Below are 22773 nucleotides of genomic sequence, written 5' to 3' on the forward strand. Positions count from 1 at the left end.
CTGGTAACGCTCCGTCGCGCCCGGGCGCGCTCCTACGGTGTTTGCGGCGGCCCTTATTCCGGGTCGTAATCCAGGTTCGATGCCAGCCAGCGCTCGGCCACTGCCAAGGTGATGCCCTTGCGCCTGGCGTAGTCGGCCACCTGTTCCTTGCCCAGGCGCCCGACCACGAAGTACTGGCTCCTGGGATGGCTGAAGTAATAGCCGGAAACCGCTGCGGTGGGCAGCATCGCGAAACTTTCGGTCAGCGTGATCGAGGTGTGGCGCTCGGCATCGAGCAGGTCGAACAGGGTGCGCTTTTCGCTATGCTCGGGGCAGGCCGGATACCCCGGTGCCGGGCGAATACCGCGATAGCGCTCGGCGATCAGTGCCTCGTTGTCCAGCGTCTCGTCGTCCACATAACCCCAGAACTCGGTACGCACGCGTTGATGCAGGCGCTCGGCCAACGCCTCGGCCAGGCGGTCGGCCAGGGCCTTGAGCAGGATCGCGTTGTAGTCGTCGTGCGCGGCTTCAAACCGCGCCACATGCGGGTCGATCCCGATGCCGGCGGTGACCGCAAATGCGCCGATCCAGTCCTGTTTGCCGCTGCTTTTGGGCGCGATGAAATCGGCCAAGCAGAAGTCGGGGCGGTCGATGGGTTTGTCGACCTGCTGGCGTAAGAAGTGCAGGGAATGGGGAATGGAGAATCGGGAATGGTCCGGCGCCGAAGGATCGCCTTGCGATTCCCGATTCCCGATTCCCGATTCCGCAGGATCGGTCAGCACAACGACATCATCGCCGACGGCATTGGCCGGCCATAGCCCGAACACGGCCCTGGCGGTCAGCCATTTTTCCGCGACGATGGTGCGCAGCATCTTGCGTGCGTCGCGGTACAACTCGCTGGCCTGGCTGCCGACCACCGCGTCGCTGAGGATCGCCGGAAACTTGCCCGCCAGTTCCCAGGCCTGGAAGAACGGGGTCCAGTCGATCAGCTCGATCAACTCCTGCAGCGGGTAATCGTCGAACACGTGCAGGCCGGGCTGGCGCGGGGCGGGCGGTGTGTAGCCGTCCCAGTCGCCATCGAAACGCTGTGCGCGTGCCTTTTCCAGGGGCACCAGGCGCTTGGCGTCGCCGCGATTGCGATGGCGCGCGCGGATCTCCGCGTAGTCGGCATCGTTGGCGGCGACAAAGGCCTGGCGCAGGTCGCGCGAGATCAGCGATTGCGCAACGCCCACCGCACGCGAGGCATCCTTCACCCACACGGTGGGGGCGGTGTAATGCGGGTCGATCTTCAATGCGGTGTGCGCGCGCGAAGTGGTGGCGCCACCGATCAACAGCGGAATCTCGAAACCTTGTCGCTGCATCTCGCGCGCGACATGCGACATCTCTTCCAGCGACGGCGTGATCAGGCCGGACAGGCCGATCAGGTCGGCATTTTCCGCACGCGCCCGGTCCAGGATCACCTGCGCCGACACCATCACGCCCAGATCCACCACATCGAAGTTGTTGCAGGCCAACACCACGCCGACGATGTTCTTGCCGATGTCATGTACATCGCCCTTGACGGTGGCCATGATGATCTTGCCGTTGGACTTGCCCACATCGCCGGTACGCAGTTTTTCCGCTTCGATGAACGGAAGCAGATATGCCACTGCCTTCTTCATCACGCGCGCGGACTTGACCACCTGCGGCAGGAACATCTTGCCGGCACCGAACAGGTCGCCGACCACGTTCATGCCGTCCATCAGCGGCCCTTCGATCACATCCAGCGGACGGGTGGATTGCTGGCGCGCTTGCTCGGTATCGGTTTCCACGAATGCGTCGATGCCATGCACCAGCGCATGCGCCAGCCGTGCGCGCACCGGCTTCTCGCGCCAGGCGAGGTCCTCGACTTTCGCCGCGCCCTTGCTGCCCTTGTAGCGTTCGGCGATGTCCAGCAGCCGCTCGGTGCCGTCCTTGCGCCGGTTGAGGATCACATCCTCCACGCGTTCGCGCAGCTCCGGATCCAGCTCGTCGTAGATCGGCATGCCGCCGGCGTTGACGATGCCCATGTCCATGCCGGCCTTGATCGCATGGAACAGGAACACCGAGTGGATCGCCTGGCGCACCATCTCGTTGCCGCGGAACGAGAACGACACGTTGGAAACGCCGCCGGAAATATGGCAATGCGGCAATGTGCGCTTGATCTGGCGGGTGGCTTCGATGAAGTCCACCGCGTAGTTGTCGTGCTCCTCGATGCCGGTGGCCACGGCAAAGATGTTCGGGTCGAAGATGATGTCTTCCGGCGGGAAGCCCACCTGTTCGGTCAGCACCTTGTAGGCGCGGGTGCAGATCTCGACCTTGCGCGCGCAGGTGTCGGCCTGGCCCACTTCATCGAAAGCCATCACCACCGCGGCGGCGCCGTAGCGCAGCACCTTGCGTGCCTGTTCGATGAACTGCGCTTCGCCCTCCTTGAGCGAGATCGAATTGACCACGCTCTTGCCTTGCAGGCACTTCAGGCCGGCTTCGATCACGCTCCACTTGGACGAATCCACCATCACCGGAATGCGCGCGATGTCAGGTTCGGACATGATCAGGTTGAGAAAGCGCGTCATCGCCTTTTCCGAATCGATCAGGCCCTCGTCCATGTTGACGTCGAGGATCTGCGCGCCGTTGGCGACCTGCTGGCGCGCCACTTCCACTGCTTCTTCGTAGCGCTCCTCCTTGATCAGCTTGCGGAACTGCGCGCTGCCGGTGACGTTGGTGCGCTCGCCCACGTTGACGAACAACAGGTCCGGCGTGATGACCAGCGGTTCCAGGCCGGACAGGCGGGTGTAGCGGGGAGTGCTCATGCGAGGCTCTGCTGGACGTTGACGGCGGCGCGATTGGTCTTGGTGCGTGGGCGTTCCTCGCGGCCTGGCCATGGGGTGCGAGACACTGCGGCCCTCATCCGGCGCTGCGCGCCACCTTCTCCCGCGGGCGGGAGAAGGGTGCTGTGCTGCGCACGGAGTGTCTTCGTGGCAAGCCAAGCCATGCGCTGCCCTTCTCCCGCTTGCGGGAGAAGGTGCCCGAAGGGCGGATGAGGGTGTGCCTGCCGCATCACGCGGCCAGCTCCTGCGCGCCAGGCAACTGCCGCGGCGGCAGGTCGGCCACCGCCTCGGCGATGGCGCGGATGTGATCCGGCGAGGTGCCGCAGCAGCCGCCGACCAGGTTGAGCAGGCCGGCCTGCGCGAACTCGCGCAAGGTCTGCGCCATTTCTTCCGGGGTTTCGTCGTATTCGCCGAAGGCATTCGGCAGGCCGGCGTTGGGATGCGCGCTGACATAGGCGTCGGCGATCTGCGACAAGGTTTCCACATGCGGGCGCAGATCCTTGGCGCCCAGCGCGCAGTTCAGGCCCACCGACAGCGGCTTGCCGTGCGCGACCGAGGCATAGAACGCTTCGGCCGTCTGCCCGGACAGGGTGCGTCCGGATGCGTCGGTGATGGTGCCGGAGATCATCACCGGCAGGCGCCCGCCGCGCGCTTCGAACACTTCCTCGATCGCATACAACGCGGCCTTGGCGTTGAGCGTGTCGAAGATGGTTTCCACCATCAGCGTGTCGGCACCGCCGTCGATCAGGCCGTCGATGGCCTCGCGATAGGTGTCGCGCAATGCGTCGAAGCTGGTGTTGCGATAGCCGGGGTCGTTGACGTCCGGGCTGATCGAGGCGGTGCGGCTGGTGGGGCCGAGCACGCCGATCACGAAGCGCGGCTTGTGCGGGGTCAGCGCCTCGACCTCGTCGCAGCACGCGCGCGCGACCTGCGCGCCGGCCTTGTTCAATTCGTAGACCAGATGTTCCAGGTGGTAGTCGGCCTGGCTCACCGAGGTGGCGTTGAAGGTGTTGGTTTCCAGCAGGTCGGCCCCGGCGTCCAGATAGGCGCGGTGGATGCCGGCGATGATCTCCGGGCGCGACAGCAACAGCAGGTCGTTGTTGCCTTTCAGGTCGTGGCCTTGCGGCGCGTGTGCGTGATCGCAGCCCGGGCCATGCACGTGTACCTGCATGCTGTCGTATCCATCGGCAAAACGGGTGCCGCGATAATCGGGCTCCTGCAGCCCGTGACGCTGGATCATGGTGCCCATTGCGCCATCGATGATGAGGATGCGTTCGGCAAGCGCGGCCGTGAGTTTGGCGGCGCGCTCCGGATGCAGCCACGGCAGCGCAAACGGAATTGGAGGTTGGGGATTGGATACATGCGTCATGATTCAGCTCTCCGCAAAGCAGCGCCTTTGCTTTCAACCAATCCCGATTCCCGATTCCCGATTCCCGGCTTCACCGCAATCAACGAAATCACCTCGAAATGCGGCGGGCGCTTCTCGCGCGTCACCGTTTCCAGGCTGGACACGTCCAGCCCGGCTTTCTCGGCGAACTTGCGTAGTTCCTTGGCCGCAAAGCCGAGATTGACGTGGCCATAGGCATGCACCGCGGCGCGGTGTTCGTGCTTGGCCAGGCTGCACAGCAGCAGCCGGCCGCCGGGGCGCAGCACGCGCGCGGATTCGGCCACCGCCTGCGCGGGCTTGGCTGCGTAGGTGAGTGCATGCATCAGCACCACCAGGTCGAAGCTGGCATCGGGAAACGGCAGTGCATGCATGTCGCCTTCGCGCACTTCCACATTACGCAGCTTGCGCAGGCGCTCGCTGGCCGCGGCGACCACGCGCGCGCTGGTGTCGATACAGATGTAGCGGGTGGCATGCGGTGCCACCAGCTCGGCCAGCACGCCGTCGCCGGAGGCGATGTCGAGCACGTCGCCGGTTTCCAGCAAGGGCAGGGCGGTGCGCGCCAGCGCTTCCCAGGTGCGACCGGGGGAATAATGCCGCTCCATGTCGCCGGCCACCGAATCGGCCCAGTTCTGGTCGGCGGCGCGGTTGGCCAGCACCGCGGCCACGCGCTCGGCGTCCTGGCGCAGCAGCGGATCGTCGCTGCCGGTGCTCAGCGCCAGCCACAGGGCGCGCTGCGCCGGGTCCAGCGACACCTCATCGAAACGGTAATAGGCCGACACGCCGGCGCGGCGGTCGCGCACCAGCCCGGCTTCCTTGAGCTTGGCCAGGTGCGTGGACACGCGTGGTTGCGCCAGGCGGGTGATCGCCGACAGCTCGGCCACGGTGAGTTCCTCCTGCTCCAGCAAGGTCAGCAGGCGGACGCGGGTGGCGTCGGCAAATACCTTCAGGCGCGCCGACCAGTCTTCCAGATCCATGAATATCTCTATATCGCGATATGGAGATATTTTCGACCGGGCAGTGTGTGGGGTCAACTACATACGCATGCGAATGGTTGGGGCTACAATGGGCACTCAGCCTAGGCCTGGAGGGGTGCCACGTGGATTTCAGCTTTACCGAAGAACAATTGATGATCCAGGATGTGGCGCGCCGCATCGCCCAGGAAAAGATCGCCCCCAGCGCGGAGCAGTTCGATCGCAGCGGCGAGTTTCCGCTGGAGAACATCCGCCTGCTCGGCGAGAACGGCCTGATGGGCATCGAGGTGCCGGCCGAGTACGGTGGCGCCGGCATGGACCCGATCAGCTACGCACTGGCGATGATCGAGATCGCCGCTGCCGACGGCGCGCATTCCACCATCGTGTCGGTCAACAACTCGCTGTTCTGCACCGGTATCCTGAAGAACGGCAGCGAGGCGCAGAAACAGCTGTACGTGCGCGCGATTGCCGAAGGTGCACAGATCGGCGCATTCGCGTTGACCGAGCCGCAGTCCGGCTCGGATGCCTCGGCCATGCGGTGCCGTGCGGTCAAACAGGCCGATGGCAGCTTCGTGATCAACGGCAAGAAGAGCTGGATCACCTCCGGCCCGGTCGCCAAGTACATCGTGTTGTTTGCGGTGACCGAGCCGGACAAGGGCGCGCGCGGCATCACCGCCTTCATGGTCGATGCCGATCGCGCCGGTTTCCATCGCGGCAAGACCGAGCCCAAGCTCGGCATCCGTGCCTCGGCCACCTGCGAGATCGAGTTCGCCGATTACATCGCCCAGCCCGATGAAGTGCTGGGCGTGGAGGGCGAGGGCTTCAAGACCGCGATGAGCGTGCTCGATGCCGGGCGCATCGGCATCGCCTCGCAGGCGGTCGGCATCGCGCGTGCGGCGTACGAAGCCACGTTGGCGTATGTCAAGGAGCGCAAGGCGTTCGGCGCGGCCATCGGTACCTTTCAGATGACCCAGGCCAAGATCGCCGACATGAAGTGCAAGCTGGACGCAGCGTTGCTGCTGACGCTGCGCGCGGCCTGGTTGAAGGGGCAGGGCCAGAAGTTCGGCACCGAAGCGGCCGTGGCCAAGCTCACCGCTTCGGAGGCGGCGATGTGGATCACCCATCAGGCAGTACAGATCCACGGCGGCATGGGCTATTCCAAGGAAATGCCGCTGGAGCGTTACTTCCGCGACGCCAAGATCACCGAAATCTATGAAGGCACCTCGGAAATCCAGCGCCTGGTGATTGCGCGCGGCGAGACCGGCCTGCGCTGAAGTCGGCCGCGCTCCAGCGCTGCCGCATGGCGCGGCAACGCTGGAGCGCTCTCCGCGACGCCAAGATCACCGAGATCTACGAGGGCACCTCGGAAATCCAGCGCCTGGTGATCGCGCGCGCCGAGACCGGCCTGCGCTGAGTAACTAGCTCGGCAGCGCGCTGCCGGTTGCCGATTCCATTGGCCCGAGGTGCGCAGCGCTCGATCCGGTGCCTTGATGTAGGTGATTGCTTCCCACTGCCAGGTAGGAGCGCGCTTGCGCGCGATGAAGCGTTACCGATAACGCCGCATCGCGCGCAAGCGCGCTCCTACGCAAGCATGAGCGATCCGGCATCACAGATGCGCCGTATCAGTGGCCTGGCGCCGACACACCACAAGCACGTCGCAGCCTGACATGGCGGGTGGCTGCGTCCACGCTTGTGGTGCGCGGCGCGCGCGGATCACAATCGTGGCTTCTCCAGCCTCTGGTGCGCGCATGCTCCGGTCTTTGCACGCTGTGTTTCCTCGTCTTTCGCTGTCTGCCATCGCGCCGGTGCTGGTGTGTTGTGGCTTGTTGCTGGTCTGCGCCGCGGCAAGCGCACAGACGCCGCCACCTTCGATCGTGCCCACCGACCGCCTGCAGGAGGCGTGGTGGGCGCAGCGACATGCGCAGGTGCTGGAGCAGGTGCGCCAGCACCCTGACACCCCGCTGCTGTTGATCGGCGATTCGATCACCCAGAACTACGAAAAGGCCAAGGCGCCTGACGAAGATTTCCAGCCGACCTGGCAGACCTTCTACGGCAGCCGTGGCGCGCTCAACCTGGGCTTCAGCGGCGACGGCACCGAGAACGTGCTGTGGCGGCTGGCCAATGGCGAGGTCGACGGTCTGCAACCCAAGGTCGCGCTGGTGTTGATCGGTACCAACAACACCGGCCATCTCGGCCAGACCGCAGAGCAGGCCCAGCTCGGCATCGATGCGGTGGTCGCGGCGATCGAACAGAAATTGCCGCGCACGCAGATCCTGTTGGTGGGCGTGCTGCCCAGCGACATCTCCAGCGAGAAGTCGCGCCGCGATGCGCAGATCAACCAGGGCCTGGCGGTGCGCTACGGCGACAATCCGCGCGTGACCTACCTGGATGTGGGGTCGATCTTCCGGCGCGATGGCAAGCTGCGCAGCGAGCTGTTCTACGACACCCGCTTCCGTCCGCCGGCCGGTGCCCTGCATCCGGACACGCAAGGCCAACGCATGCTGGCCGAGGCGATCGAACCGACCCTGGCGCGCCTGCTCGGCGAGCCGCCGGTCAAGCCGGTTGCACAGCTGGGCCTCGACTTTGCGACCTCGCTGATTCCGGTCGACCGGCTGGAGCAGGATTCCTACGACTGGTATGCACGTCACCATGCGGCGCTGGCTGAAGCACGCGCGCTCACGCCCCAGGTGGTGATGATCGGCGATTCGATCACGCATTTCTGGGCGGGCCCGCCGCTGGCCACGCGTGTCAGCGGGCCCGAGTCCTGGCGCTGGTTGTACGGCCGGCGCCCGGTGCTGAATCTGGGCTTCGGTTGGGACCGCACCCAGAACGTGCTGTGGCGGATCCGCCAGGGCGAGCTCGACGGCCTGGACCCGCGCTGGGTGGTGCTGCATATCGGTACCAACAACCTCACCGGCACCGCGCAAGCGCGCGCGGCCACGCCGGCCGAGACCGCACAGGGCGTGGAGGCGGTGGTGAGCGAGGTGCGTCGTCGTTTGCCCAGGAGCCAGCTGATCCTGATGGCGATCATGCCGCGCGGTCGGCATGCCGGGGACGCGCAGCGCGCACCCATTGCCGAGACCAACCGGCTGCTGGTCGCGCGTTACGGCAAGGATCCGTCGGTGCGTCTGCTCGATATCGGCCCTCGGATGCTGCAGCCGGACGGAACCTTGCCCGAGGCGCTGATGCCCGACGGCACCCATCCCAGTGAGACCGGGTACGCGATCTGGGCGACGGCGCTGCGCGAGGCGGGTATTACGGCGGCGCCATAACGGCCCTCCGCTGCAGAGGAAGGGCGGGCAGTGGCGTCTAAAGGGCGCTGCTGTCGCGCGGAAGGCTTGCCGGTTGCGCCGTTCCCGCGCTACGGCGTGAGCAAATCAAGCTTCGGTCGCCGATCGACAGCGTGTTCCCGCCGGCGGGTAACGCGGGCGCAGGGCCCCGACCACAACTTTCCAGACCCCAGAAACCAGAAGACCCCCGATTGCTCGGAGGTCTTTTTAAACTGGTGCCCAGAAGAGGACTCGAACCTCCACGAAGTTGCCCCCGCTAGCACCTGAAGCTAGTGCGTCTACCAATTCCGCCACCTGGGCAGGTGAGCCGCGAATTTTGCAGACTCCCGGCAGGCTTGTCAATGCCTGGCACGCAGCAATTGCGACCGGCCGGGCAAGGCGTGCTGCCCATGTCGCGGCCGCAAGGGGTACCATGTAAGCAATGACAAAGAAAAACACCCCAGATTCCGATCGGCCCAGTCGCCGCAAGTCCACCAGCCCGGGCGATGCCACCACCGCCGAAAAACAGAAGTTGCCGGGCTGGATGCCGGACTTCCTGGTCCGCGCCGCCGCCGGCGCGTCGACCAAGTCCGCGAACAAACGCGCCGACAAGGCCGCCAACGCCTCGCCCGAGCTGCCGGTAGCGCCTGCGCTGCCCACGCCGCCGGCACCACGTGCACCGCATCCGCGCAAGAGCGGCCCGCCGGCGCCGCCGCCGGAACGCTTCCAACAGGCGCCGACCGAAGCGCCTGCGCCGGCGGCCGGGTTCAAGGACCCGCATGCCGATCGCGAAGCACTGCGCTACGCCGAGCCGATCGCCAGCCGCGAGGCCATCCTGCAGCTGCTCGACGCCTGCGACGGCCCGCAGACCGCCGAGGAAATCGCCGAACAACTCAACCTCAGCGACCGCATCGACGCGCTGGGCAAGCGCCTGGCGGCGATGGTGCGCGAAGCGCAGCTGGTGCAGAACCGCCGCGGCGGCTACGCGCCGGTGCAGCAGACCAGCCTGATTGCGGGTGTGGTGATCGCCAACCCGGAAGGCTTCGGCTTCCTCAAGCCGGACGAAGGTGGGGACGACCTGTTCCTGCCGCCGTACGAAATGCGCAAGGTCATGCACGGCGATCGTGCGCTGGCCAATGTCACCGGCATCGACCGCCGCGGCCGTCGCGAAGGTGCGATTGCCCGCGTGCTCGAGCGCCGCATGTCACGCATGCTCGGGCGCTTTTTCTACGAGCATGGCGTGGCCTATGTCGACCCGGACGACAAGCGCGTGCAACGCAACGTGCAGATCGCACCGGACGGCATCGGCGAGGCACGCGAGGGGCAACTGGTGGTGTGCGAACTGATCGCGCCGCCGGACGCCCGGCGCCCGGCGATCGGTAAGATCATCGCCGTGCTCGGCGACAAGCTGACGCCGTCGCTGGTGGTGGAGATGGCCATCCATGGCCATGAGCTGCCGCACGAATTCCCGCAGGAAGTGCTGGACGAAGCCGCGGCGGTGCCGTTGGTGGTCGAGCCGCAGATGATCGGCGGGCGTGTGGATCTGCGGCAGATGCCGCTGGTCACCATCGATGGCGAAGACGCCAAGGATTTCGACGACGCGGTGTATTGCGAACCCAACGCCGACGGCTTCCGTCTGGTGGTGGCGATCGCCGACGTGTCCAACTACGTGCGTCCCGGCACGCCACTGGACGATGAGGCGCAAAAGCGCGCCACCTCGGTGTACTTCCCGGGTTTCGTGGTGCCGATGCTGCCGGAGACACTGTCCAACGGCATCTGCTCGCTGATGCCCAAGGTCGACCGCATGTGCTTCGTCTGCGACATGCAGGTCGGTCGCGACGGCGAAGTCACCGGCTCGCGTTTCTACGAAGCGGTGATGAACTCGCATGCGCGCTTGACCTATAACCAGGTCTGGAAGGCGGTTGGCGAAGACGATGCCGATACCAAGGCCTTCATCGGCCCGTTGCTGCCGCAGGTGCAGCGCCTGCACCAGCTGTACAACGTGCTGTCGAAGGCGCGCACGCAGCGCGGCGCGATCGAGTTCGAAACCTCCGAAGTGCGCTTTGTGCTCGACAACACCGGCGAGGTCACCCAGGCCGGCATGCTGGTGCGCAACGACGCGCACAAGCTGATCGAAGAATGCATGATCGCCGCCAACGTCGAAGCCGCGCGTTACCTGCTGAGCATGCATGTGCCGGCACCGTACCGCGTGCACGAGCGGCCGCCGGAGAGCAAGTACGAAGACCTGCTGGAGTTCCTCAAGGAATTCCAGCTGAGCCTGCCGGCATGGAGCAAGGTGCGTCCCGGCGACTACACCAAGTTGCTGAAGAAGGTGCGTGCGCGCCCGGATGCGGCGCTGCTGGAGTCGGTGCTGCTGCGCAGCCAGAGCCTGGCGGTGTATTCGCCCGACAACAACGGTCATTTCGGTCTGGCGCTGGAGGCGTATGCGCACTTCACCTCGCCGATCCGCCGGTATCCGGACCTGCTGGTGCACCGCGCGATCAAGCACGCCTTGACCGGCGCCAGCCCTGAAAAGTACATCTACACCCCGCGTCAGATGGCAGCGTTGTCGCTGCAGTGTTCCGAGCGTGGCCGGCGTGCCGACGAAGCCGAACGCGAAGTCGACGAGCGTTATCGCGCCGCGTGGATGGAAAAGCATGTCGGCGGCCAGTTCGACGGCGTGATCAGTGGCGTGACCGGATTCGGCCTGTTCGTGGAATTGAACGAATCCAAGGTCAACGGCCTGGTGCATGTCACCCAGTTGCCGCAGGACTATTACCAGTTCGATCCGATCCGCAAGACGCTCAGTGGCGAGCGCCGCGGCCGCGCATTCCGCCTGGGCGACCCGGTGCGGGTGTTGGTGCTCAAGGCCAGCATGGAAGAACGCAAGATCGACTTCCGCCTGGCCGAGGACCGTGGCGATTCGCCCGAACCGCCGCTGCCGCCACGCGATCAGCCGGCCAAGCGCAGGAAGAAGCAGCACTAGCACGGTGACACCATCGCGAGCCGTCGCCTGGCGGCCGCTCGCGATGCGTAGCGATCGCTGGCCACGCGTGCAGGGTGTTGCGTGCAAAAGCGCGCAATGCGCACGGGTCACCCGTCTTCAACGGCACAGAGGCAACGATGGACACAGCAATCGGGTACAGCGGTGGTTGCCAATGCGGTGCAGTGCGTTTCCACGTGCGCGGCCGGTTGTCGGACGCCTCGATCTGCCACTGCCGCATGTGCCAGAAGGCCTTCGGTGCGTATTACGCGCCGCTGGTGTCGGTGCGCGGCGCCGAGTTCGCCTGGACACGCGGCGAGCCCAAGCGCTTCGCGTCTTCCTCGCTGGTGCAGCGTGGATTCTGTGCCGACTGCGGAACGCCGCTGACCTACGAGGCGCCCGACGGCCTGGCCATTGCCGCCGGCAGCTTCGACACGCCCGCGTTGCTGCCGCCGGTGATCCAGTACGGGGTCGAGGGCAAACTGCCGTTTGTCGACACATTGGGCGCGTTGCCGGCCCATCGCACCGAGGACGACCCGCAGGCGCCGGCGTTTCTGGCTGCACTGGTGTCGCGCCAGCATCCGGATCACGATACCGGCCGCTGGCCTGCGTGACCCTGGCAGCCGCATCGGCGTTTGTCGAGCTGGCGCGTTGAACTGCGCGTCGCGGTGACGGCCACTTCCGTTGCGCCGCGGTTGGCGCGTGGTGCTCGTAGCGAGGGTCCGGCCGTGACGTGGCAGGCCGCAGGCCCTACCATTCTCCCTTTATCGCTTCGTATTCCCGCGCAATGAGCAAGCAGAATCAGTGGATCGTCGGCGTCAACGCCGTCGCCTCGTCCGTCGAGAACGACGCCGACAACGTGCGCGAGGTATTGATCGAGGCCGGTAGCAAGAATCCGCGCCTGATCGAGATCGAGGAGCAGGCCCGCCGCAAGGGTATCGACGTGCGCCGGGTCAACACCCAGGCACTCGATGGCGTCGGTGGCCAAGTGCGCCACCAGGGCGTGGTCGCGCGTTATGCGGCAGCGCGCCTGTGGGCCGAGAACGAGCTCGAGGCGCTGGTGACCGCGGCCGAGGGACGCGCGCTGCTGCTGATCCTCGACGGCGTGCAGGACCCGCACAATCTCGGTGCATGCCTGCGCAGCGCGGCGGCCGCCGGCGTCACTGCGGTGGTCATTCCCAAGGACAAGTCGGCCACGGTCAACGCAACCGTGCGCAAGACCTCGGCCGGTGCGGCCGACCGCATTCCGGTGGTGGCGGTGACCAATCTGGCGCGTTGCCTGCGCGACCTGCAAAAGCAGGGCGTGTGGCTGTACGGCCTGGCCGGCGAAGCCGAGGCCTCGCTGTACAGCGTGGATCTGCGCGGCAATGTCGGGCTGGTGCTTGGTGGCGAGGCCGATGGCCTGCGGCGTCTCACCCGCGAGCACTGCGACGGCCTGGTCAAGATTCCGATGCCGGGCGATATCGAAAGCCTCAACGTGTCGGTGGCGGCCGGCGTGACCCTGTTCGAAGCGGTACGCCAGCGCCTGGGCGCCTGAAGCGGCGACCGAAACGACTGCGCTCACCGCTAGGTGGGCGCGGAAGCGGCCGATGCCCTGGCTCGGCATGCGCCAACGTGCACTGCGCTTGCTGCGCGTCGTCCGCATCCAGTTGGCGACTGTTCGCCCTGTGTTGCAAACCACTTTGAATTGCACGTGCGTGCCAATGGCGAACCGCGCAGGTCGATCGGCATGGCGAGATCGCGCGTGCGGCGCGGCGCGATCCGCGCACTCACGCAGCAGGCGATCTGCGCAAACCATGGCGCCGGTGCACTTGCCGCTGCAGTGCCGGGCGCGCAGGTAGCGCGCTGCAGATGACTTTCGTCCAGGCATGTGGAGATCCACCGGCGCGCGTGCCCGTTTTTGCCTACCATATCGCCAGCGAACGGCGTGTTATGTCTGATGAGAGATGGGGCGGGGGCCTGGTCGACGGGCGAGAACGGATGCGATGCCAAGGCGTCGGCACGGGGAGACAAGCGGCCGCAGCGCTGGCTCGGTGCCGTTGTCTGCATGCTGCTGGCGCTGTGCTCGCTCGCGGCACTGGCTGCACCGGCCGGCACGGCGCCACTGCGCGATTACGCAATCGACAGCTGGAGCTCGCGTAACGGCCTGCCGCACAACTCGCTGCGCGATATCGCCCAGACCCGCGACGGCTACCTGTGGTTCGCCACCTGGGAAGGGCTGGTGCGTTACAACGGCCTGGAATTCAGCATCATCGACCGCAGCACGCGTCCTGGCTTGCCCGACAACGGCGTCGGTGCCTTGTACGTCGACCGCGATGGTGCGCTGTGGCTCAGCGATGCGCGCGGCAATCTGGTGCGTCATGGCAGCGATGGGCAGTGGCGGCACTGGCAGCGGCAAGGGCAGTGGCCGCAGGCGCTGATCCATGCGATGACCATGGATGCGCGTGGGCGCATGTGGCTGCTGTTCGAGGGACACGGGCTGGGCTGCCTGTGGCCGGATGGGCGCTTTGAGTACTTTCCGCCGCGTGATGGCGTGCCGCTGCAGAGCAGCTTTCCGCGCATGGCGTTCGATGACCGGGGCCGGCTGCTGATCGGCACGCTGGACGGCCTGATCTACCGCGAACCGGACGGACGCATGCATCGTGCCCCGGCCGCATTCGGCCTGCCGCCAGGGCTCGCATGGCCGTACCGCGCAGCGGACGGCACGCTGTGGGTCGTCGCCGGCGAGCAGCTGTACCGGCTGCAGGGCGAGTCCGCCGAATTGGTGCATCGTGTGCCCGGGCAAGGCCACTTCACTGCGATGCTGCAGGATCGCCACGGCGACCTGTGGCTGGGCAGCGAAAATCAGGGGCTGCTGCGCATCGGCAGTCATGGCGTGGAGCACTTGCCGGCCGGTCGCAGCCTGCCGACCGGGCGCATCGTCAGCCTGCGCGAGGATGCCGAAGGCAGCATCTGGGTCGGTGCCAACGGCGGGCTGTTTCGCCTGCGCGAAACCCTGTTCAGCAGCTACAGCCAGCGCGATGGCCTGAGCGGCGACTACGCCCGTGCCGTGCTGGAAGACCACGACGGCAGTCTGTGGATCGCCGGCACCGCCGGCCTGGATCGCATGCTGCCGGACGGACGCATCGTGCCGGTGGCGGTGGCCACACCATCCGGGCGCAAGCTCTCGGTGCTCAGCCTGGCGCTGGATCGGCGCGGCGATCTGTGGGTGGGCACCTATGCCGATGGCGTCTTCGTCTTGCGCAACGGACGCCTGCTGCGGCATTACGGCGATGCCGAGGGCATTCCCAGCGGGCATATCCGCGCCATCGTGACCGAAGACCCCGGCGTGGTGTGGCTGGCCACGCAGCGCGGGGTGGTGAAGCTGGTCGACGGCAGGCGCCAGTCCCTGGCCGTCGAAGGCCTGCCGGACGGGGTCGTGACCGCACTGGCCAGCATCGATGGCGCGCTGTGGATTGGCTCGGTCGACGGCGCGGCGGTGCTGCGCAACGGAAAGCTGCAGCAGCTGGATCTGGAAGCCCATGGCGGCGCGCGGAGTGTGTTCGGTTTTCAGCGCATCGGTGACGTTGTCTGGATCTCCACCGATCGCGGCCTGTACCGCATGCGCAACGGCAGGCTCGCACGCGTGGGCCTGGAGCAGGGCATGCCGGTCGATACGGTGTTCCAACTGGTCGACGACCGATTCGGCAACGCCTGGATCAGCAGCAATCGCGGCGTGCTGCGCACGCCACTGATGCTGCTCGACTCGGTTGCCGATGGGCGCGGCCGGCTGGTCATCGAACGCTATGGCGAGATCGACGGCATGGGCAACGCGCAGGCCAACGGCAGCTCCGGGCCGAGCATGATCAAGCGTGCCGATGGCTCGATCTGGGTGGTCACCGCCGGCGGCGTGAGCACGGTCGACCCGGCGCGCCTGCAGCGCTTTCGCGAGCGGCCCGCACCGCCTGCAGTGATCGAGAGCGTGCAACAGGACGCACGTCCGCTGACATGGCGGCAGCGGGCACGGCTACCGGGTGGGCATCGCCTGAACGTGTCCTACGTCGGCATGAGCTTCCTGCTGCCGGAGCGCATCGAGTACCGCACGCGCCTGGAAGGGCTGGACAACGACTGGATCGAGCGTGGCCGGCAACGCAGCGTGGAGTTCATCGGCCTGCCGCCGGGACGCTACCGTCTGCATGTGGCGGCCCGTCATCCCGGCGGTGCATGGAGCACGCACGAGGCGATGTGGGCGTTCGAGGTGCTGCCGCTGTGGTGGCAGCGCCAGGACGTGCGCTTTGCCGCGGTGCTGGGCGCGATGTTTGCACTCGCGTTGGTGTATCGCTTCCTGCTGCGCCGCTACAAGACCCATAACGCGCGCCTGGCCGAACTGGTGCGCATACGCACCGAAGATCTGCAATTGCAGGCACAGCGCCTGCTGCAGGCCAACCAGGAAAAGAGCGAGCTGCTGACGCGGCTGCGCATCAAGTCCGACGTGTTCGAGCGCCAGGCGCACGAGGACGCCCTGACCGGACTGCCCAACCGCCGGCATTTCGACGAGGCGCTGGCGCGCGACATCAGCCGCGCACGCCGCAGCACGCGCCCGTTGGTGCTGGCGATTCTGGACATCGACCACTTCAAGCGCATCAACGACCACTACTCGCACGCCAGCGGCGATGCGGTACTGCACGACGTCGGCGTGCTGCTGACGGCCGCCGCGCGCGCATCGGACCTGCCGGCACGCCTGGGCGGCGAAGAGTTCGCGCTGCTGCTGGCCGATACGACGCTGGACGATGCGCAGGCGCTATGCCAGCGCATCCGCGAGCTGTTCCATGCGCGCCACGACTGGGGCGGCGTGGACGGCCTGCAGGTGACCTTCAGTGCCGGCGTGGCCGAGTTGCGCGATGACGACACCGGCTCATCGCTGATGCAGCGCGCCGATCAGGCGCTTTACCAGGCCAAGAGCGCGGGGCGCGACCGGATCTGTGTGGGTTAGGTGCTGGGATTGGGGAATCGGGAATCGGGAATCGGGATTGGGGAATCGCAGAGCAAGGTGCCTGGCGCTTTCCTTCTCCTGCGGGAGAAGGTGCCCGAAGGGCGGATGAGGGCACGGCCACACGGCGGCGCCACTAACTGCTGATTTCTCGAGCAGGAAGCCTCGCTGCTCTTGCGATTCCCCAATCCCGATTCCCAATTCCCGGCTCGATCAGCCCGCGCTAGGCCCCGGCCACGCATTGGCGATCGTGCAGAACAGCCGCGCGGTCTGTTCGGTGTCGTAGACCGCGCTATGCGCGTCGGCGGCGTTCCAGTCCAGGCCCGCGGCCTGTGCCGCGCGCGCCAGCACGGTCTGCCCGTACGCCACGCCGGCCAGGGTCACTGTGTCGAACACGCTGAACGGATGGAATGGATTGCGTTTGTGGCCGACGCGCGCAACCGCGGCGTTGAGGAAGTTCAGATCGAAATGCGCGTTGTGCCCGACCAGGATCGCGCGCTGGCAGCCGTACTTCTTCACTGCCGCGCGCACCGGTGCAAACACGTGGTCCAGCGCGTCCTTTTCCTGCTTGGCGAAACGGAACGGATGGTCGAGCACGATGCCGGTGATCTCCAGCGACTTCGGGTCGATCTCCAGCCCTGGCGCCGGCACCAGATGCGCGCTGGCGGTCTCGCCGGGGAAGAACCGCCCGTCGGCATCCATCTCGATCGGCACGCAGGCGATTTCCAGCAGGGCGTGCCTGTTCCAGTCGAATCCTCCCGTTTCCACATCCACCACCACGGGCAGGTAGCCGCGAAAGCGCCGCGACATGGGCAGGAAGGAGGGGGCAGGTGGCAGGTCGACCGGTGCGTTCATCGGCATAGCCTAGCAGGTCGCACGACCGGCCCGATCGTGGCAGCCGGCAGCTTGCCCGCGCGTCCGAACCGGCGATCGGGCAAACAAAAGCCCGACCCGTGTTGCCACGGATCGGGCCCGATAACCTCGCATCGCAAGCGCTGGCCTCAGCGGGCGGCAACCACACTTGCGATCAGGCCGGTGGCCACTGCAATCAGCACGTAGTTGTTGTCCACGCGGCGCCACTCGTGGCCGCGCTGCGGCGCATGCAAATGATGCTTGCGGTAGTCGGCCACGCGCGTGCCGCGATGGTCCGGTGCCAGACGTTCGCCGCGCCGATAAGGCGGGCCACGACGATCGTTGCGGTGGTCGTCGTTGTGTGCGCCAGGGCGGTGGTCACGCCTGTCATCGTGCCTGTCGTCGCGATGCTCATCGCCACGGTCCGGACCACGCGCGTCGTGGTGCTGCGCGCGGCGATCGCGGTCGTCATGCTGTTGCGGCGCAGCGAACGCTGCACCGGACGTCAGCAGCGACACAACCATGAGGGATCCGATGATGCGTTTCATCTGCGTACTCCTGCGTCACAGGAACAGCCTGTGTGATTGCACCCTAGGCGCAATTTGCTGAATACGTAATGATCAGGGCGTTTGCGCGTGTTCTCAGCGTGCCTGCGGGTGTCGCAGGCCGGGGCGGATCAGATGACGCCGGTGGTGCTGGTGTCGTCGCGCTTCAGGCGCGGCGGCAGCGGCTGCTCGCCATGGACCAGGAACCACACGTTCTCGGCGATATTGGTGGCGTGGTCGCCGATGCGCTCCAGGTTCTTGGCCATGAACAGCAGGTGCGTGCACGGGGTGATGTTGCGCGGGTCTTCCATCATGTAGGTCAGCAACTCGCGAAACAGCGCGGTGTATTGCGCATCCAGGCGTGCATCTTCATCGCGTACGCGGATGGCCGCATCGGCATCCTTGTTGCGGTATGCCTGCACCGCCTCGCGCACGGCGTCGGCCGCCATCTGGCCCAGTGCACGCAGGCCCACCGTCTGCGGCAGCGGTGGTGCCGAATTGAGCGCGATCGAGCGCTTGGCGACATTGGCCGCGTAATCGCCGATGCGTTCGATATCGGCCGGAATGCGCAGGCCGGCCAGGATCTCGCGCAGGTCGCGCGCCATCGGGCCACGCAACGCCAGCCGCATCACGTCGTGGCTGATCGCATGCTCCAGCGCATCGATCGCCTCGTCGTTGACCACGATGCGATGTGCGGCGTTGTCGTCGCGACGTTCCACCACATCCAGTGCGGCTTCCAGCTGCGCCACCGCCGTGTCGCCCATGCGCACGATCTCGGCGACAAGACGGTGCTGCTCCTCGTCGTAGCTTTTGACGATATGGTCGTTGAGGTGCTGGTTCATCGTGGTCTCGATTCGTGGCGGTGGTGGGTGTCCGCCTTCACCTTGGCGACATCGCAGGTGAGGGGGATGTCGTGCAGGGCAAGGGTGCGGCGAAGCGGCGTCGATGCGGGATGCGGCGCCCGCCTTACATCAACCGAAACGACCGGTGATGTAGTCCTCGGTCTGCTGCTTGGACGGCTGGGAGAAAATCGTTTCGGTGCGGTCGTGTTCGATCAGGTCGCCCAGATACATGAAGGCGGTGTAGTCGGACACGCGCGCGGCCTGCTGCATGTTGTGGGTCACGATCACGATGGTGTACTCGCGCTTGAGCTCTTCCACCAGTTGCTCGATGCGGCTGGTGGAAATCGGATCCAGCGCCGAGGTCGGTTCGTCCAGCAGCAACACATCCGGCCGTAGCGCCACGGCGCGTGCAATGCACAGCCGCTGCTGCTGGCCGCCGGACAGGCCCAGCGCGCTTTGCCCCAGCTTGTCCTTGACCTCGTCCCAGAGCGCGCCCTGGCGCAGCGCCTGCTCGACACGGTTCTGCATGTCGGCCTTGGACAGTTTTTCGTGGTGACGGATGCCGTAGGCGACGTTTTCGAAGATCGTCATCGGAAACGGCACCGGCTTCTGGAACACCATGCCGACCTTGCTGCGCAGCCGGTTCATCGGGTACTTCGGCGAGAGGATGTTTTCGTTGTCCAGCAATACTTCGCCGCGCGCCTCCATCTTCGGATACAGCGCATAGATGCGGTTGAAGATGCGCAGCAGGGTCGACTTGCCGCAACCGGAAGGCCCGATCAGCGCGGTGACGCGCTTTTCCGGAATCTCGATGTTGATGCCCTTGAGCGCGTGGTACTTGTCGTAATAGAAATCCAGGTTGCGTGCGGCCACCTTCACCGGCGCCTGTGCGGTCGGTGCCCCCTTGGCGGCCGGAACGGCGATGCGATGCATCGGCATGGCGTTTTGGAGATCGTTCATGTGGGGTGTCCGGAGGGAGAGGTCAGTCATTGGAGATCTTGTTGCGCAATAGCAGGGCACGCGCGCCCAGGCTCACCAGCAGCACGAACACGGTCAGCACCAGCGCGCCGGACCAGGCCAGGGTCTGCCAGGTCTCGTAGGGGCTGCCGGCGAACTGATTCATGATCACCGGCACGCTGGCCATCGGCTGGAACACATTGCTGTTCCAGTACTGGTTGCCGAAGGCGGTGAACAGCAACGGCGCGGTTTCGCCGCTGATGCGGGCCAGGGCCAGCAGGATGCCGGTGAGGATGCCGGCCGAGGCGGCGCGATACAGCACCTGCACGGTCACCTTCCACTGCGGAATGCCCAGCGACAGCGCCGCTTCGCGCATCTGCGCCGGCACCAGGCGCAGCATTTCGTCGGTGGTGCGCACCACCACCGGCAGCACGATGAAGGCCAGCGACAGCGCGCCGGCAAACGCGGAGAAGCGCCCGCCGGTCTGCATCACGTACAGCGTGTAGACGAACAAGCCCAGCACGATCGACGGTGCCGACAACAGGATGTCGTTGACGAAACGCACCACCAGCCCGGCCTTGCGTGCATTGCCGTACTCGGCCAGCCAGGTACCGGCGGCAATGCCCAGCGGCGTGCCGATCGCCAGTGCCAGGCCGCACATCACCGCACTGCCGAAGAAGGCGTTGAGCAGGCCGCCTTCCTGCATCGGCGGCGGTGTCATCTTGGTAAACAGGTTGACGTCGATGCCTGGCACGCCCTTGGACAACAGGGTCCACAGGATCCAGGCCAGGAAGAACAGGCCGAACACCGCGGTGACGCACGATAGCAACAGGGCGATCGCGTTGGTCACGCGGCGGCGGTTGTACAGTGATTGCGAGACCGAGGACATCAGTTGCCCTCCCGACGCGACAGCTGCATCAGCATGAAACGCGCGATCGCCAGCACGATGAAGGTCACGATAAACAGCACAAACCCCAGCAGCAGCAATGCCGAACGATAGGTTTCGGTGGCCTCGCCGAAATCATTGGCGATCAACGCGGCGATGGTGGTGCCGGGCTCCAGCAGCGACGGCGACAGCCGCACCGTGTTGCCGACCACGAACGCCACCGCCATGGTCTCGCCCAGCGCACGGCCCAGGCCCAGGAACACACCGCCGATCACCGCGGAGCGGGTGTAGGGCAGCACGATGTCCCAGCTGACTTCCCACTTGGTCGACCCCAGCGCGTACGCCGATTCCTTCAGGCGCGTCGGCACGGTCAGGAACACTTCGCGCATCACCGAGGAGATGAACGGAATCACCATGATCGCCAGCACGAAGCCTGCGGTCAGCAGACCGATGCCCAGCGGCGGGCCCTGGAACAACGGGCCGATCAACGGCAGCGTGCCAAGGTGATCGTTGAGCCAGGGCGTCACGTGCTCGGTCATCACCGGCACCAGCACGAACAGGCCCCACATGCCGTAGATGATCGACGGGATGCCGGCCAGCAGTTCGATCGCGGTGCCGACCGGGCCACGCAACCAGCGCGGCGCCACCTCGGTGAGGAAGAACGCGATGCCGAAACTCACCGGCACCGCAATCACCATCGCAATCAGGGCGGTGACCAGGGTGCCGTAGATCGGCGCCAGCGCGCCGTATTTGTTTTCCACCGGATTCCAGTCGGCGGAATAGAAGAAGCTCAGGCCCTGCATCTGCAAGGCATGGCGTCCGCCCCACAGCATCGACAGCGCGGCGCTGCCGAGCGCCAACAGGACGAAAACGACCGTGGCGGCCAGCGCAAGCTTGAACAGGCGATCGGCACGCGCATCGCGCAGGTCGCGGCCGCGCGGGGCGGTCATCGCTTCGGGAATGGCGGTGGCATTCATTCGATTGGACTCGTCACCCGCGCAATCGCGGGAGCGTGAGACAGCAGGAACGGCGAGGCGCCCGCAGGCACCTCACCGCAGCGCATCCCGCCACGACAGCGGGTGCAGGGCATCACTTGAACTCGCTGGCCCAGTAGGCCTGGATCTGCTGCACCAGCTCCGGCGGCAGCGGCACGTAATGCAGTTCGCTGGCCTGGGCCTGGCCGTTGTCCAGCGCCCACTTGAAGAAGTCCAGCGTCGCCTTGCTGCGCGCCGCATCCTTGGGCTGCTTGTGCATCAGCATGAAGTTGGTCGCGGTGATCGGCCAGGCCTTCTCGCCCGGTGCGTTGGTGATCACCAGGTTGAAATCCTTGGCGTTGGCCCAGTCGGCGCTGGCCGCAGCGGCGGCGAAGCTTTCCGCGTTCGGCTCCACCCACTGGCCGGCGGCATTCTGCAGCGAGGCGTAGGGCATCTTGTTCTGCAGGGCGTAGGCCAGTTCGACATAGCCGATCGAGCCCTTGATCTGCTGCACGTACGAGGCAACGCCTTCATTGCCCTTGCCGCCGACGCCGCCGGGCCACTGCACCGAGGTGCCTTCGCCGACCTTGCTCTTCCACTCCGGGCTGACCTTGGACAGGTAGTTGGAGAAGTTGAAGGTGGTGCCCGAGCCATCGGAGCGATGCACCAGGTTGATCTTGGTGGCCGGCAGGGTCACGCCCGGATTGGCCGCCACGATCGCCGCATCGTTCCACATCGTGACCTTGCCCAGGAAGATGTCGCCCAGCAGCGCGCCGGTCAGGCGCAGCTTGCCCGGTGCGATGCCTTCCAGGTTCACCACCGGCACCACGCCGCCGATCGCCGACGGGAACTGGCCCAGACCGGCCTGCTGCAGTTCGGCGCTATCCAGCGGCTTGTCGGTCGAACCGAAGTCCACCGTGCCGGCCTTGATCTGCGCGATGCCGCCGCCGGAGCCGATCGACTGATAGTTCACCTTGTTGCCGGTGGCGGCGTTGTAGTCGGCCGACCACTTGGAGACCAGCGGATAGATGAAGGATGCACCGGCGCCGGAGATCTCGGCGCTCTTGCTGTCACTGGCGGTGGCGCCCGCGCTGGGCGCGCCCTTGGCGGTATCGCCGGACTGCGCATCCTTGCCGGGCGAGCAGGCGGCCAGGGCGAGGGCGATGGTGAGGGACAGGGCGGTCAGGCTGGCCGACTGCAGTTTCATGGAAGCTCCGAGGCTGGATTGGCCGGGGGACCCGGCAGACCACGCTATGAAATGATGTTTTTGTTACACGTGCATGACAGTGCCTTTTGGAGAAGGCATCACAAAA

Annotated in this window: 17 protein-coding genes, 1 tRNA gene and 1 other RNA gene; 8 read left to right on the plus strand and 11 right to left on the minus strand. The window is 66.1% G+C overall.

Annotated features, from left to right (window positions below):
* Positions 1-53 precede the first annotated feature (53 nt).
* The 3 genes from metH to H7A87_RS07960 all read right to left on the minus strand — a co-directional run bounded on the left by metH (position 54) and on the right by H7A87_RS07960 (position 5186).
* Complete coding sequence (metH, locus tag H7A87_RS07950; protein ID WP_180496938.1) at positions 54-2807, minus strand: methionine synthase; 2754 nt, start codon at positions 2805-2807, stop codon at positions 54-56.
* 247 nt (positions 2808-3054) lie between these two features.
* The gene (locus tag H7A87_RS07955) at positions 3055-4194 is read right to left on the minus strand and encodes a homocysteine S-methyltransferase family protein (protein WP_119129086.1); all 1140 of its coding nucleotides are present in this window, start codon (positions 4192-4194) and stop codon (positions 3055-3057) included.
* On the minus strand, positions 4191-5186 hold the full coding sequence (locus tag H7A87_RS07960) for a metalloregulator ArsR/SmtB family transcription factor (RefSeq protein ID WP_164739894.1): 996 nt from the start codon (positions 5184-5186) through the stop codon (positions 4191-4193). The genes H7A87_RS07955 and H7A87_RS07960 overlap by 4 nt, the downstream gene beginning before the upstream one ends.
* A gap of 152 nt (positions 5187-5338) precedes the next feature.
* On the opposite strand from H7A87_RS07960, the gene H7A87_RS07965 reads away from it, so the two are divergent.
* The 3 genes from H7A87_RS07965 to H7A87_RS07975 all read left to right on the plus strand — a co-directional run bounded on the left by H7A87_RS07965 (position 5339) and on the right by H7A87_RS07975 (position 8455).
* Positions 5339-6457 carry an acyl-CoA dehydrogenase family protein gene (locus H7A87_RS07965; RefSeq protein ID WP_245230249.1) on the plus strand — a complete coding sequence of 373 codons (1119 nt, stop codon included), beginning with the start codon at positions 5339-5341 and terminating at the stop codon, positions 6455-6457.
* Between the two features lie 26 nt (positions 6458-6483).
* A complete protein-coding gene (locus tag H7A87_RS20925; RefSeq protein ID WP_119129089.1) occupies positions 6484-6597 on the plus strand; it encodes an acyl-CoA dehydrogenase family protein in 114 nt (37 codons plus the stop codon).
* A gap of 334 nt (positions 6598-6931) precedes the next feature.
* Positions 6932-8455 carry a platelet-activating factor acetylhydrolase IB subunit gene (locus tag H7A87_RS07975; protein WP_180496939.1) on the plus strand — a complete coding sequence of 508 codons (1524 nt, stop codon included), beginning with the start codon at positions 6932-6934 and terminating at the stop codon, positions 8453-8455.
* A 231-nt stretch (positions 8456-8686) separates the two neighbouring features.
* Here the strand turns inward: H7A87_RS07975 and H7A87_RS07980 are convergent.
* A tRNA-Leu gene (locus tag H7A87_RS07980) sits at positions 8687-8773 on the minus strand.
* A gap of 121 nt (positions 8774-8894) precedes the next feature.
* Between H7A87_RS07980 and rnr the strand changes: the two genes are divergently transcribed.
* The 5 genes from rnr to H7A87_RS08005 all read left to right on the plus strand — a co-directional run bounded on the left by rnr (position 8895) and on the right by H7A87_RS08005 (position 16407).
* Positions 8895-11438 (plus strand): ribonuclease R, encoded by a 2544-nt coding sequence (rnr, locus tag H7A87_RS07985; RefSeq protein ID WP_119129090.1) that lies wholly within the window; start codon positions 8895-8897, stop codon positions 11436-11438.
* Between the two features lie 137 nt (positions 11439-11575).
* On the plus strand, positions 11576-12049 hold the full coding sequence (locus H7A87_RS07990; protein ID WP_119129091.1) for a GFA family protein: 474 nt from the start codon (positions 11576-11578) through the stop codon (positions 12047-12049).
* 173 nt (positions 12050-12222) lie between these two features.
* Positions 12223-12972 carry a 23S rRNA (guanosine(2251)-2'-O)-methyltransferase RlmB gene (rlmB, locus tag H7A87_RS07995; RefSeq protein WP_104532424.1) on the plus strand — a complete coding sequence of 250 codons (750 nt, stop codon included), beginning with the start codon at positions 12223-12225 and terminating at the stop codon, positions 12970-12972.
* Positions 12973-13039: 67 nt separating this feature from the next.
* Positions 13040-13114, plus strand: a non-coding RNA gene (locus tag H7A87_RS08000) — sX9 sRNA.
* A 260-nt stretch (positions 13115-13374) separates the two neighbouring features.
* Positions 13375-16407, plus strand: coding sequence for a ligand-binding sensor domain-containing diguanylate cyclase (locus H7A87_RS08005; RefSeq protein WP_119129092.1), 3033 nt, complete (start codon positions 13375-13377; stop codon positions 16405-16407).
* 210 nt (positions 16408-16617) lie between these two features.
* Here the strand turns inward: H7A87_RS08005 and rnt are convergent, their stop codons facing one another.
* From rnt to pstS, 7 genes are all read right to left on the minus strand, one after another.
* Complete coding sequence (rnt, locus tag H7A87_RS08010; RefSeq protein ID WP_104582773.1) at positions 16618-17265, minus strand: ribonuclease T; 648 nt, start codon at positions 17263-17265, stop codon at positions 16618-16620.
* Between the two features lie 140 nt (positions 17266-17405).
* Positions 17406-17804: an RcnB family protein gene (locus tag H7A87_RS08015; RefSeq protein ID WP_104648422.1), complete on the minus strand. Its 399-nt coding sequence runs from the start codon at positions 17802-17804 to the stop codon at positions 17406-17408.
* A 128-nt stretch (positions 17805-17932) separates the two neighbouring features.
* Entirely contained in the window at positions 17933-18643 is a 711-nt protein-coding gene (gene phoU, locus H7A87_RS08020; RefSeq protein ID WP_005994733.1) for a phosphate signaling complex protein PhoU, read from the minus strand.
* A gap of 129 nt (positions 18644-18772) precedes the next feature.
* Complete coding sequence (gene pstB / locus H7A87_RS08025; RefSeq protein ID WP_104582775.1) at positions 18773-19603, minus strand: phosphate ABC transporter ATP-binding protein PstB; 831 nt, start codon at positions 19601-19603, stop codon at positions 18773-18775.
* A 22-nt stretch (positions 19604-19625) separates the two neighbouring features.
* Positions 19626-20489 (minus strand): phosphate ABC transporter permease PstA, encoded by an 864-nt coding sequence (gene pstA, locus H7A87_RS08030; RefSeq protein ID WP_039511726.1) that lies wholly within the window; start codon positions 20487-20489, stop codon positions 19626-19628.
* The gene (gene pstC, locus H7A87_RS08035) at positions 20489-21463 is read right to left on the minus strand and encodes a phosphate ABC transporter permease subunit PstC (RefSeq protein WP_006450306.1); all 975 of its coding nucleotides are present in this window, start codon (positions 21461-21463) and stop codon (positions 20489-20491) included. The genes pstA and pstC overlap by 1 nt, the downstream gene beginning before the upstream one ends.
* Positions 21464-21575: 112 nt before the next feature.
* Positions 21576-22667, minus strand: coding sequence for a phosphate ABC transporter substrate-binding protein PstS (pstS, locus tag H7A87_RS08040; protein ID WP_104648424.1), 1092 nt, complete (start codon positions 22665-22667; stop codon positions 21576-21578).
* Positions 22668-22773 lie beyond the last annotated feature (106 nt).

The sequence above is a fragment of the Xanthomonas sp. CPBF 426 genome (assembly GCF_903989465.1).
GTDB classification, from domain to species: domain Bacteria; phylum Pseudomonadota; class Gammaproteobacteria; order Xanthomonadales; family Xanthomonadaceae; genus Xanthomonas; species Xanthomonas euroxanthea.

Coding starts and splice junctions, on each gene's coding strand:
- metH (WP_180496938.1), bottom strand. CDS start 2,807: ATGAGCACTCCCCGCTACACCCGCCTGTCCGGCCTGGAACCGCTGGTC.
- H7A87_RS07955 (WP_119129086.1), bottom strand. CDS start 4,194: ATGACGCATGTATCCAATCCCCAACCTCCAATTCCGTTTGCGCTGCCG.
- H7A87_RS07960 (WP_164739894.1), bottom strand. CDS start 5,186: ATGGATCTGGAAGACTGGTCGGCGCGCCTGAAGGTATTTGCCGACGCC.
- H7A87_RS07965 (WP_245230249.1), top strand. CDS start 5,339: ATGATCCAGGATGTGGCGCGCCGCATCGCCCAGGAAAAGATCGCCCCC.
- H7A87_RS20925 (WP_119129089.1), top strand. CDS start 6,484: ATGGCGCGGCAACGCTGGAGCGCTCTCCGCGACGCCAAGATCACCGAG.
- H7A87_RS07975 (WP_180496939.1), top strand. CDS start 6,932: ATGCTCCGGTCTTTGCACGCTGTGTTTCCTCGTCTTTCGCTGTCTGCC.
- rnr (WP_119129090.1), top strand. CDS start 8,895: ATGACAAAGAAAAACACCCCAGATTCCGATCGGCCCAGTCGCCGCAAG.
- H7A87_RS07990 (WP_119129091.1), top strand. CDS start 11,576: ATGGACACAGCAATCGGGTACAGCGGTGGTTGCCAATGCGGTGCAGTG.
- rlmB (WP_104532424.1), top strand. CDS start 12,223: ATGAGCAAGCAGAATCAGTGGATCGTCGGCGTCAACGCCGTCGCCTCG.
- H7A87_RS08005 (WP_119129092.1), top strand. CDS start 13,375: ATGAGAGATGGGGCGGGGGCCTGGTCGACGGGCGAGAACGGATGCGAT.
- rnt (WP_104582773.1), bottom strand. CDS start 17,265: ATGCCGATGAACGCACCGGTCGACCTGCCACCTGCCCCCTCCTTCCTG.
- H7A87_RS08015 (WP_104648422.1), bottom strand. CDS start 17,804: ATGAAACGCATCATCGGATCCCTCATGGTTGTGTCGCTGCTGACGTCC.
- phoU (WP_005994733.1), bottom strand. CDS start 18,643: ATGAACCAGCACCTCAACGACCATATCGTCAAAAGCTACGACGAGGAG.
- pstB (WP_104582775.1), bottom strand. CDS start 19,603: ATGAACGATCTCCAAAACGCCATGCCGATGCATCGCATCGCCGTTCCG.
- pstA (WP_039511726.1), bottom strand. CDS start 20,489: ATGTCCTCGGTCTCGCAATCACTGTACAACCGCCGCCGCGTGACCAAC.
- pstC (WP_006450306.1), bottom strand. CDS start 21,463: ATGAATGCCACCGCCATTCCCGAAGCGATGACCGCCCCGCGCGGCCGC.
- pstS (WP_104648424.1), bottom strand. CDS start 22,667: ATGAAACTGCAGTCGGCCAGCCTGACCGCCCTGTCCCTCACCATCGCC.